The sequence below is a fragment of the Micromonospora parva genome, assembly GCF_000718515.1.
Lineage (GTDB): Bacteria > Actinomycetota > Actinomycetes > Mycobacteriales > Micromonosporaceae > Micromonospora > Micromonospora parva.
The window spans coordinates 1-10,207 of the sequence record NZ_JNZS01000052.1; the positions used below are offsets into that span (position 1 = coordinate 1).

The 10,207-nt window shown below is 71.4% G+C and carries 11 protein-coding genes; 6 read left to right on the forward strand and 5 right to left on the reverse strand.

The features are described 5' to 3' along the window. The 5 genes from IF22_RS0132460 to IF22_RS0132480 all read right to left on the reverse strand — a co-directional run. Window positions 1-996 (reverse strand): DUF222 domain-containing protein (locus IF22_RS0132460; protein WP_030338312.1); only part of this gene is annotated, 996 nt, incomplete at its 3' end. An 86-nt stretch (window positions 997-1,082) separates the two neighbouring features. After that, window positions 1,083-1,406, reverse strand: coding sequence for a hypothetical protein (locus tag IF22_RS0132465; protein WP_030338314.1), 324 nt, complete (start codon window positions 1,404-1,406; stop codon window positions 1,083-1,085). A 67-nt stretch (window positions 1,407-1,473) separates the two neighbouring features. Further along, window positions 1,474-2,049, reverse strand: coding sequence for a DinB family protein (locus tag IF22_RS0132470; RefSeq protein ID WP_030338316.1), 576 nt, complete (start codon window positions 2,047-2,049; stop codon window positions 1,474-1,476). Window positions 2,050-2,121: 72 nt separating this feature from the next. Beyond that, complete coding sequence (locus tag IF22_RS0132475; protein WP_030338318.1) at window positions 2,122-2,925, reverse strand: IclR family transcriptional regulator domain-containing protein; 804 nt, start codon at window positions 2,923-2,925, stop codon at window positions 2,122-2,124. A 3-nt stretch (window positions 2,926-2,928) separates the two neighbouring features. Continuing rightward, on the reverse strand, window positions 2,929-4,365 hold the full coding sequence (locus IF22_RS0132480; RefSeq protein ID WP_030338320.1) for an amidohydrolase family protein: 1,437 nt from the start codon (window positions 4,363-4,365) through the stop codon (window positions 2,929-2,931). 197 nt (window positions 4,366-4,562) lie between these two features. Between IF22_RS0132480 and IF22_RS0132485 the strand changes: the two genes are divergently transcribed. The 6 genes from IF22_RS0132485 (at window position 4,563) to IF22_RS0132510 (ending at window position 10,182) form a co-directional block, all read left to right on the forward strand. Continuing rightward, window positions 4,563-5,699 (forward strand): CaiB/BaiF CoA transferase family protein, encoded by a 1,137-nt coding sequence (locus tag IF22_RS0132485; protein WP_030338322.1) that lies wholly within the window; start codon window positions 4,563-4,565, stop codon window positions 5,697-5,699. Continuing rightward, on the forward strand, window positions 5,684-6,454 hold the full coding sequence (locus tag IF22_RS0132490) for a citryl-CoA lyase (RefSeq protein WP_030338331.1): 771 nt from the start codon (window positions 5,684-5,686) through the stop codon (window positions 6,452-6,454). The genes IF22_RS0132485 and IF22_RS0132490 overlap by 16 nt, the downstream gene beginning before the upstream one ends. A gap of 30 nt (window positions 6,455-6,484) precedes the next feature. Further along, entirely contained in the window at window positions 6,485-7,351 is an 867-nt protein-coding gene (locus IF22_RS0132495) for a DODA-type extradiol aromatic ring-opening family dioxygenase (RefSeq protein WP_030338324.1), read from the forward strand. Continuing rightward, window positions 7,348-7,710 (forward strand): hypothetical protein, encoded by a 363-nt coding sequence (locus tag IF22_RS0132500; protein WP_030338325.1) that lies wholly within the window; start codon window positions 7,348-7,350, stop codon window positions 7,708-7,710. The genes IF22_RS0132495 and IF22_RS0132500 overlap by 4 nt, the downstream gene beginning before the upstream one ends. Continuing rightward, a complete protein-coding gene (locus IF22_RS0132505; RefSeq protein ID WP_030338327.1) occupies window positions 7,707-8,672 on the forward strand; it encodes a quinone oxidoreductase family protein in 966 nt (321 codons plus the stop codon). The genes IF22_RS0132500 and IF22_RS0132505 overlap by 4 nt, the downstream gene beginning before the upstream one ends. Window positions 8,673-8,757: 85 nt before the next feature. Further along, on the forward strand, window positions 8,758-10,182 hold the full coding sequence (locus IF22_RS0132510) for an aldehyde dehydrogenase family protein (RefSeq protein WP_030338329.1): 1,425 nt from the start codon (window positions 8,758-8,760) through the stop codon (window positions 10,180-10,182). Window positions 10,183-10,207 lie beyond the last annotated feature (25 nt).

Sequence of the window (10,207 nt, forward strand, 5' to 3'; positions counted from 1 at the left end):
GCGCAGCACCAGGGCGCGTCGGAGGGGCCCGGTGATGAGGCGGCGTTGTCGGCCGAGGTCGAGTGGTTGGCCGGCGCCGTTGAGGACGGCGGGGAGGATAGCGGCGTCGCAGGCGAGGCGACGCACGACCTCAGGGGTCAAGCGCAGGCCGGTGTCGAGGGTTCCGCCGCCCAGTTGCCCGGTCAACCCGTCGTAGCTGGTGGTGACGACGACCTGGGCCGGATCACCGCCGTGCTCGGGCAGCTCGCCGGTGCGCAGGGCGAGGCGGCACACGTCGCGGAGAGCGTCGTGCCGGCGCTGCCCGGGAGAGCGCTCGTCGTCAGGGCCCGAGGGCGCGCTGACGGGGTCGATGGCGGCACGGAGCAGCCCGGCGGTCTCGGAGTCGAGGATGCCGGTGAGTCGCAGGCGGCCGTCGGCGAGGGCGGAGAGGGTGAGGTGGCGGTCGCGGGCGGCGCAGCGGGCTTCGGCGTCGAGGGCGGCTTCGGCTGCGGCGTCGGCGAGGTCGGGGGCGACGTGGTCGAGGATGCGGGTGCTGAGTTTGCGCAACAGGGTGGGATCGAACTGGCCGGCCCACTCGACGAGCACTCCGAGAGCTTTGTCAGCGGCCTCGGAACCGGCGGCGGTGTGCACGGTGTCGATCGTGTCGGCGATGACCCGGGCCTGGTCCACGGTGATGTGGCCGTCGGCCAACGCGTGGCGTACGCCAGGGTTGCCGGTGTCCAGGATGGCGGCGAGGTCGACGAGGCGGCGAGCGGCCGGGATGGTGAGGCGTAACCGTTCGCGCAGCCAGACCGCGGTGGAGGAGGCGCCCTGCGTGGTAGCGGTGCGTCGGCCGTCGAGCTCACGGATCACTGCCAGCTTCACCGCGGCGAGACGCTGCTCCAAGCGGTGCGCGGCGTCGAGCGCGGCGATCAGGTCGGCCTCGGGCTGCGCCCAGACGGCCGTATCGGCGGAGGCCGCGATCGCGTCCTCTGCCTGCGTCAACTCCTCGACCACGATCCGAATCTAGAACACCTGTACGACACTTTCAGTCACCGTGATCGATTCGCAGCAGGTCGGCGCCAAGGCGGCGGGCGCCTGATTTATCGCGCGGCCCGCAACGCCGCCGCGACCTGGACCACGTCCAGGTCGACGACGACGTCCTCACCATCCCGCATGCCGCGCTCACCGATCGCCAGACCGATCAAGGCCAGTTCGGAGGCATCGTCACGCAGTTCGTACTCTTCGCGACTCTCCTCGCCGATGCCGCCCAACTCGTCGCGATTCCAGGCGGCGACGGCTGACTCGGCCAGAGACCGAGGCGACCGCACGCTGATCCGGCCGACCTGGGAACCGAGACGAGCACCGATCGCCAGCAGCACGGTCCGGTCCCGCTGATATCGCAGGTACTGTTCGCGATCCTCCACGAGCCGTGGCTACTCGCGCCCCGTGCAGCCACCGGTCCCAAGCAGGTGAACGTTAGTGGTCCGGGCACTAGTTGCTGCGCTTGCTGGCGTCGAGGGCAGCCTGCTCCACTCGCTGACGGTGTTCCCGCCACCATGACTCGTCGCCCGGGGGCAGGTTGTCGTTTTCCGACAGCAGCCCGACCGCGCCGTCGATGAGTTCGCGCACGATGTCGGCGTGGCCTGCGTGCCGTTGTGTTTCCGCGACGACGTGGACCAGGACGTGGTGCAGCGTGACAGCAGCATCGCCCCACCACGGCACCCGGCCGACCTCATCCAGGGTGAGGGCTTCGATGGTGGTGTCGGCGTGGGCGATCGCGCGACGGTACAGTGCGATGATTTCCTCGCGGGTCTCATCCGCGCTCGCCCACATGTCGGCGTTGGGCTCCGCCCCGTCGCCGACGTACGGCAGTTCCTCCTCGAACGGCCGGCCGAACACGACGCCGAAGTAGAGGACCTCCATGGCCGCCACGTGCTTCACCAGACCCAGCAGGTTGGTCGCGGTCCGGGTCAACGGACGCCGAACATCGTATTCGCTGAGCCCGTCGAGCTTCCACAGCAGCGTGTCACGGCCGCCCTTCAGGTAACTGTGCAGGTCTGCCTTCATCGCGGCACTATGGCATCCGATCTGGTGTCGGCGCCGCCCCGGACAATCAAAGAAGTTCGTGATCGGTGGAACCTAGACGGTGACCACCGGCACGGCGGCGGTCAGCGCCCAGTCGTGCCCGATGTCGGCGGCGGCGCGCAGCAACCTCGGCAGGTGCTCCTCGCGCAGGGTCTCCACCGAGGTCTCGGCGGCGTGCACCGTCACGTTGATGGCGGCGACGACCCGCCCGTCGCCGTCGCGGACGCCGGTGGCGACGGATCGGATCCCCGGGGCCAGGTCCTGGTCGGCGAGCGCCCAGCCCTTCGCCCGGACCTCGCGCAGCACGGCGTCGAGGTCGCCGGGCGAGGGCTGCCAGCGCGGGGTGATGCCGGAGCGGCTGGGCTCGGCGAGGACGGCGGCCAGTGTGTCCGGCGGTAGCGCGGCGAGCAGCACCTTGCCCATCGACGTCGCGGGCGCCGGAAAGCGGGTGCCGATGGTGACGCCCAGCGTCACGATCTTGGGGACGGCCACCCGGGCGACGTAGACGATGTCACTGCCGTCGAGCTGGGCCATCGAGGTCGACTCGTTGGTCTGCGCGACCAGCTTCTCCATGTGCGGGCGGGCCACGTCCCACATGTTCAGCGCGTTGACGTACGCCATCCCCAGTTCGAGGACACGCGGGGTGAGGGTGTGGCCGCGGCCCGCCGCGCGGACGTAGCCCAGCGATTCGAGCGTGATGAGGATGCGCCGGACGGTGGGGCGGGCCAGGCCGGTGGCGGCGGCGATCTCGCTGAGGGTCATCGAGGGGCTGGCGGGACGGAAGGAGCGCAGGACGTCGAGGCCCCGAGCGAGAGCCTCGATGAAGTCGGGCCCGGCGCCCCTTCCGTTGTCACCCATGTCCTAATGCTTCCATTGCGCCGACCCGGCGTCCCACTCGGTGTACTGGTACGGGTTCTCCAGGATCGCGGTCTCGGGGATGTCCGGGTTCATGCCCCGCTGCCACGCCTGCTCCCCCATCGTCTCGCGCAGGTGGTCGATGGTCGCCGCGACCCGCGCCCGCGCGGCGGCGAGGTCGACGCCGACGAGGCGGCCGTCGCGCTTCACGACGCGCCCACCGACGAGCACTGTGTGCACGTCGGCACGCTGGGCCTGGAAGACGACGTGACCGTGCGGGTTCAGGATCGGGAACATCACCGGCGAGGCGTCGTTCTTGATCAGGACGACGTCGGCCTGCCGGCCGGCGGTGAGCGCGCCGATGGTGGCATCCATGCCGAGGGCGCGGGCGCCGCCCCGGGTGGCCCACTCGACGACCTGCTCGGCGCGCAGGTGGCAGTGGGTGACGGTCTCCTGCTTGGCGTGCGCCTCCAGGTGCTCCCGGGAGCGGTCCGCGCCGAGCGTGCTGCGCATCGCGGAGAAGAGGTCGCCGCTCCACCACACGCTGGTGTCCATCGACAGTGACACCGGGATGTCGTGGTGGCGCAGCTGCCAGGTGGGTGGGTAACCCTGGCCGGCGCTCTGCTCGCTCTCGGTCGAGACGGAGACCGAGCCGCCGGTCGCGGCGATCCGGTTGTACGAGTCGTGGGTGAGCGTCGCCGCGTGCACGTAGACGGTCGACGGGGTCATGAACCCGTTCTCGTGCATCAGTCGGATGCCGTCGTCGTTCGTGGCGCCCCACACGCCGGCGTGGGTGGTCACCGCGGCGCCCAACTCCCGGGCCACCTCGAACGCGGCTCGTTCCGGGAAGGCGGGGTCGCCGGTGACGTCGAAGGCCATCTGGAAGCCGGCCAGCTTGCCCCCGTCGACGCGACGGCGGTGGAAGTCGCGGAACTCCGGGGAGGTGGCCCATTCCCAGGGCCCCTGCTGGATGTTGCCGTAGGCGAGCACGAATCGCCCGTCGACCGCCTCCAGGGCGTCCACTGCGGCGTCGGCGTGCTCGGGCGTCTGCAACCCGTGCGACCAGTCGACAGTGGTGGTGACGCCCGCGTCGATCGCCTCGATCGCCCCGAGCAGGTTGCCGGCGTGGATGTCCTCGGGCCGGAACAGCTTGCCGGACTCGAGGTAGTACCAGACGAAGTACTGGGTCAGGGTCCAGTCGGCGCCGTACCCGCGCATCGCGGTCTGCCACAGGTGCCGGTGGGTGTCGACCATGCCGGGCATGAGGATGCCGCCGGTGGCGTCGATCTCCAGGGCGTCGTCGGGCGCGGTGAGGCCGACGCCGACCTGCGCGATCCGGTCGCCGACGACCAGCACGTCGGCGCCGGGGAGCACCGTGTGCGCGTCGTCCATGGTGAGAACCAGGCCGTTGCGGAAGACCACCGGCCGGTCGGTTGCGCTCATCGCCACCCATTCCTTTCCGGGGTACGAGGGGAATCCGAACTCTTGTCCGCTGTACGGCCAGCCCGGGTGGCGCAAGTGTGGTCCGGGTCACCATTCGTGTCAAGGTCTGGCCCCGCTGGCCAATTCCTCCGTTGACACTCCCCTTCCGGTGTCGGAAGCTGTCACGACGGACAGGTGTCCGTAGAACGGGCGGAAAAATGGTGCAGCATTCGACAGGGCCGTTGGCCGGGCTGCTCGTCGCGGACTTCTCCCGGATCCTCGCCGGGCCGTACGCGACGATGCTCCTGGCCGACCTCGGCGCACAGGTGGTCAAAGTGGAGAGCCCCGGTGGCGACGACACCCGCACCTGGATGCCGCCCACCCGCGACGGTGTCTCGACGTACTACCTCGGCATCAACCGCAACAAGCGGTCGATCGCCCTGGACCTCAAGAATCCCGACGACCTGGCCGCCGCGCAGGAGCTGGCCCGCCGCGCCGACGTGCTCATCGAGAACTTCCGGCCCGGTGGCCTCGCCCGGTTCGGCCTCGACTACGACACGGTCACCGCGACCAACGAGAAGGTCGTGTACGCGAGCATCAGCGGCTTCGGCACCGGCGCCGGCCGGGACTTCCCCGGCTACGACCTGATGGTGCAGGCCATCTCGGGCCTGATGAGCCTCACCGGCGACCCGGACGGCTCGCCGTACCGGGCCGGGATCTCGGTCTTCGACGTGATGGCCGGGTTGCACGCGAGCATCGGCATCCTCGCCGCGCTGCACCACCGTGGCGCGACCGGACGCGGCCAGCACGTCGAGGTCAACCTGCTCAGCTCGGCGCTGTCCGGCCTGGTCAACCACTCCAGCGGCTACGTCGCCGGCGGGACCGTCCCGTTCCGGATGGGCAACGCGCACCCCAGTCTCTTCCCGTACGAGCCGCTGCCCACCGCCGACGGCGAGCTGATCGTCATCGCCGGCAACGACGGGCAGTTCCGCAAGCTCTGCCAGGTGCTCGACCTGCCCGACCTGCCGGACGACCCGCGCTTCGGCCGCAACCAGGACCGCACCGCCAACCGCGAGGAGCTGCGTCCCCTGCTCGTCGAACGGCTCGCCACCCGACCGAAGGACGAGTGGTTCCGTGATTTGCTCGCCGCCGGCGTCCCGTGCGCGCCGATCAACACCATCGACGGCGGGGTGGCGCTCGCCGAGGAACTGGGGCTCGACCCGGTCGTCACCGTCGGGGACGTACCCGGCGTGCGTAACCCCATCACCTTCTCCGACACCCCGGCGCGTTACGAACTGCCGCCGCCCGGGCTCGACGAACACGGCGAGGAGATCCGCGCGTGGCTGAAGAACTGAGCTTCCCGACCGGGATCGGCACCTCCGACCCGACCACCATCTCCCTGCTGGGGCACGACCTGGCCGCCGACCTGATGGGCACCGTGGGCTTCGGCGAGCTGGCGTACTGGCTGGTCGCCGGCCGCCGGCCCACCTCCGGTGAGGTACGGGTCTTCGAGGCGGTGCTGGTGGCCCTCGCCGACCACGGCTTCACCCCGACGGCGATCGCGGCCCGGCTGACCTACCTGTCCGCGCCCGAGTCGTTGCAGGGCGCGCTCGCCGCCGGTCTGCTCGGCGGCGGCTCGCGCTTCCTCGGCGTCACCGAGGACTGTGGACGTTTCCTCGCCGACACGCTCGCCCAGGCCGGTGAGGTGACCGACTACGACGCGGTGGCGCTGGACGCGGTCACCCGGGCCAAGCAGGAACGCCGGCTGGTCCCCGGGCTGGGGCACCCCGTGCACAAGGAGCAGGACCCGCGCACCCCCGTGCTGATCCGGATCGCCACCGAGGAGGGTCTGCACGGCCCGCACCTGCGGCTGTTCGAGGCGATCGGACGCGTCCACCCGCAGGTGCTCGGCCGCACCCTGCCGCTCAACGGCGCCGGGGTCTGCGGCGCGGCCCTGGCCGACCTGGGGCTCCCCGTCGAGATGCTGCGCGGCTTCGCCCTGCTGGCCCGCGCGGCGGGGCTGCTCGGGCACCTCGCCGAGGAGCGACGACGACCGCTCGGCATGGACATCTACCGCACCGTCGACAGCAACGCCGTCTACGAACCCTGACCCCCTCTCGCGCCCCCGAAAGGAGCGGGAATGGCCTCCATCGTCGCGGTCATCGCCTCCACCCACCACCCCTTCTACTACCGGGCCAGCACCGCCACCGGCGAGGATCGACCACCGTTCGCCGACGAGTGGACCCGCAAGATCCTGGCGTTCCGGGAGACGTTGACCCGGGCCCGACCCGACGTGCTGGTGATGGTCGGCTCCGACCACTTCCACCAGCTCTGGCTGGACAACATGCCGCAGTTCCTGGTCGGCAAGGCGCCCCGCTACGACGCCAACTGGTACAACGAGGAGCGCGAGTTCGGGCTGCCCCGGATGCTGCTCACCGGCCAGGAGGACCTGTCCGCGCACATCCTGCGGGCCGGGCTCGACGCCGGGTTCGACCTCGCGTTCAGCAACGAGCTGCGCATCGACCACAGCATCACCTGCCCGATCATCACGCTGCGGCCCGAGGCCGACCTGCCGATCGTGCCGATCTACACGAACATCTTCGCGCCGCCGCTGCCGCAGCCGAAACGCTTCGTCCAACTCGGCCAGAGCATCCGCGACATCGTCGAGTCGTGGCCGTCGCACCTGCGGGTGGCCGTCATCGGCACCGGTCACCTCTCGCTGGAGCTGGGCGGCCCCCGGCAGTTCGGCCCGCACGGCCCGGACCCGGAGTTCGATCAGCGGGCCGTCGAGTGGATCGCCAACGGCGACCTGGACGAGTGCCTGCGCGAGGTCACCCTGGACAGCCTGCACTCACCGGGCAACGCCACCCACGGCTTCATGGACTTCATGCTCATGATGGGCGTGGCCGGTGCCGGCGTGAAGGCCGACTACGTCGACACCCTCGATCTGTTCCACACCATGGAGGCGTACTTCACCTGGTACCCGAACGGAGCGCCGACGGCATGAGCAGATACCTGCTGAACAAGTTCCTCTTCACCGTCGACCGGGACCCGGAGCTGGTCGAGCGCTACCGCAGCGAGCCGCGCGAGCTGGTCGCCTGGTGGGAGGCCGAGTGCGCCAACACGGTGCTGAACTGCCACACCGGCGAGGCCAGCACCTGGCTGCGCTTCGACGACGTGGAGCGCGAGGCGTTGGCCACCCACGACCACGTGAAGCTCTTCGAGCTGGGCGCGCACCCGTTCCTCACCCTGACCCTCTTCATCGCCCTCTTCGAGCGGGACAACACCGAGCCGCTGGAATACCAGAAGTCCTACGGCGCGCGGCTGGCCCACTTCTCGATGCCCTACCCGGACATCGCGACGTGATCCGCGCGGCAGTGCTCACCCGCTGCGGTGCCGCGCCGACGCTCGCCGAGCGGCCGACACCCGTGCCAGCCGACGGCGAGGTGGCGGTCACCGTCGAGGCGGTGCCGATCACCCCGCTGGACGTGCTGTGCGCCAGCGGCACCAGCTACTTCGGCCCGCCGACCACCCCGTACGTGCCGGGGGTGCAGGGGGTCGGTCGGCTGGCCGACGGCACTCCCGTGTGGTTCGGCACGTCGGCCGGGATGCGCCCTGGTGTGGACGGCAGCATGGCGGGCACGGTCACGGTGCCCACCGCCGACGTGGTGGCGCTGCCCGACGGCGTACCGCTGAGCCTGCTCGCGGCCCTGGGCCTCTCCGCGGTCGCCGCGCAGGCGGCGCTGACCGACGCCGGCGGCCTGTCGGTCGGTGACCAGGTCGTCGTGCTGGGGGCCGGGGGTGTGGTGGGCCAGGCCGCCATCCAGCTCGCACTGCTCGGCGGCGCCCGCCGCGTCATCGCCGTGGCCCGCTCGGCGGCGGCCCGCGCCCGGGCCGAGGAGCTCGGCGCCGCCGTCGCCCTCCCGCTGCTCCCCGACGACGACGTCGCGTCGTTGGCCGACCGGCTGCGCCACGCCGCCGACGGGCCGCTCGACCTCGTCCTGGACCCGGTCTTCGGTGTCCCGGCCGCGGCGGCGCTGCGGGTGCTGCGCCCCGGTGGGCGACTGGTCAACCTGGGCAGCGCGGCGGGTGCGACCGCACCCATCGAGTCCGCCGTGCTGCGCAGCGGGGCACTGCGGATCGTCGGTTACACCAACAACGGGTTGTCGACCGCCGCGCGGGCAGCGGCGCTGACAGTGGTGGCCGGGCACGCGGCGACCGGCCGGCTCACCGTCGATCATGAGATCGTGCCCTTCGATGCCGTCGCGGATGCCTGGGCCCGGCAGGACGCCGGCACCGCCGCCGGCCGGATCGTCCTCGCGCTCTGAGGAGGGCCGGACCCCAGCCAGGGATCGCGAAACCCTGGATAAACCGCACCTGGTTGGGGTTCCGGCACGGTGCGACGGTCGGTCCATGACACCTTCCACCCACACCGTCGCCGGCCACTGGATCGGTGGCGAGACCGTCACCGGCTCCGCCGGCACCCTTCCCGTCGTGAACCCGGCCACCGGCGAGGTCGTCGCCGAGACCCCGGCCGGCACCGCCGCCGACGTCGATCGCGCCGTCGCCGCCGCCCGGGCCGCCTTCCCGGCCTGGTCGGCGACCACCCCGCAGCACCGGGCGGACGTGCTGCGCCGCCTCGGCGTCGGCCTCGCCGCCCGTACCGAGGAGATCGCCCAGGCGATCACCGCCGAGATGGGCTCGCCGATCGGCATGTCCCGCACCGCCCAGGTCGCCTTCCCGGCTGCGGTGCTCGAATCCATCGCCGGCCTGGCCGACGACTTCGCCTGGACCGAGGAGGTCGGCAACTCGCTGATCGTCCGCGAGCCGATCGGCGTGGTCGGCGCGATCACGCCGTGGAATTTCCCGCTCCAGCAGATCGTCTCCAAGCTGGCCCCGGCCCTGCTCGCCGGCAACACGATGGTCTTCAAGCCGTCCGAGAACGCCCCGCTGACCGCGCGCATCCTCGCCGAGACCGCCGCCGAGGCCGGCGTACCGGCGGGCGTCTTCAACGTCGTCTACGGCACCGGCGCGACGGTCGGCGAGGCGATCTCCGCCCACCCGGACATCGACATGATCTCGTTCACCGGCTCCACCCGCGCCGGGCAGCGCATCTCCGCGGTGGCCGCGGCGAGCGTCAAGCGGGTCGCGCTGGAGCTGGGCGGCAAGGGGGCGAACATCATCCTGGACGACGCCGACCTGCCCGACGCTGTCGAGCGGGGCCTGATGATGGCGTTCAGCAACGGCGGTCAGGTCTGCGGCGCGTGGCCCCGGATGCTGGTGCCCGCCTCCCGGCAGGACGAGGTCGTGGCGTTGGCCGTCGAGGCCGCGAAGCAGTACACAGTCGGCGACCCGGGCGACGAGGCCACCCGGATCGGCCCGATGGCGTCCGAGGCGCACCGGCAGAAGGTGGTCGGGTACATCGAGCGGGGCATCGCCGACGGTGCCCGGCTGGTGTTCGGCGGCCCGCAGCGGCCCGAGGGGCTGACCGTCGGGGCCTACGTCCAGCCGACGATCTTCGCCGACGTCGACCCGGCCTCCGCGATCGCTCAGGAGGAGATCTTCGGCCCGGTGCTGACGATCATCCCCTACGCGGACGAGGAGGAGGCCGTGGCCATCGCCAACGGCACGGTGTACGGCCTCACCAGCGGCGTCTTCGGTGAGCCGGAGCACGCTCTCGCCGTCGCCCGGCGGCTGCGCGTGGGCCAGGTCGACGTGAACGCCGGCCACTGGAACCCGCTCGCCCCGTTCGGCGGCTACAAGCACTCCGGCAACGGCCGCGAGTTCGGCCAAATGGGCCTCGAAGAGTTCCTGGAAACAAAGTCCATCCAGCGCTAACCCCCCCACCCCGCCGCCCCGCCCC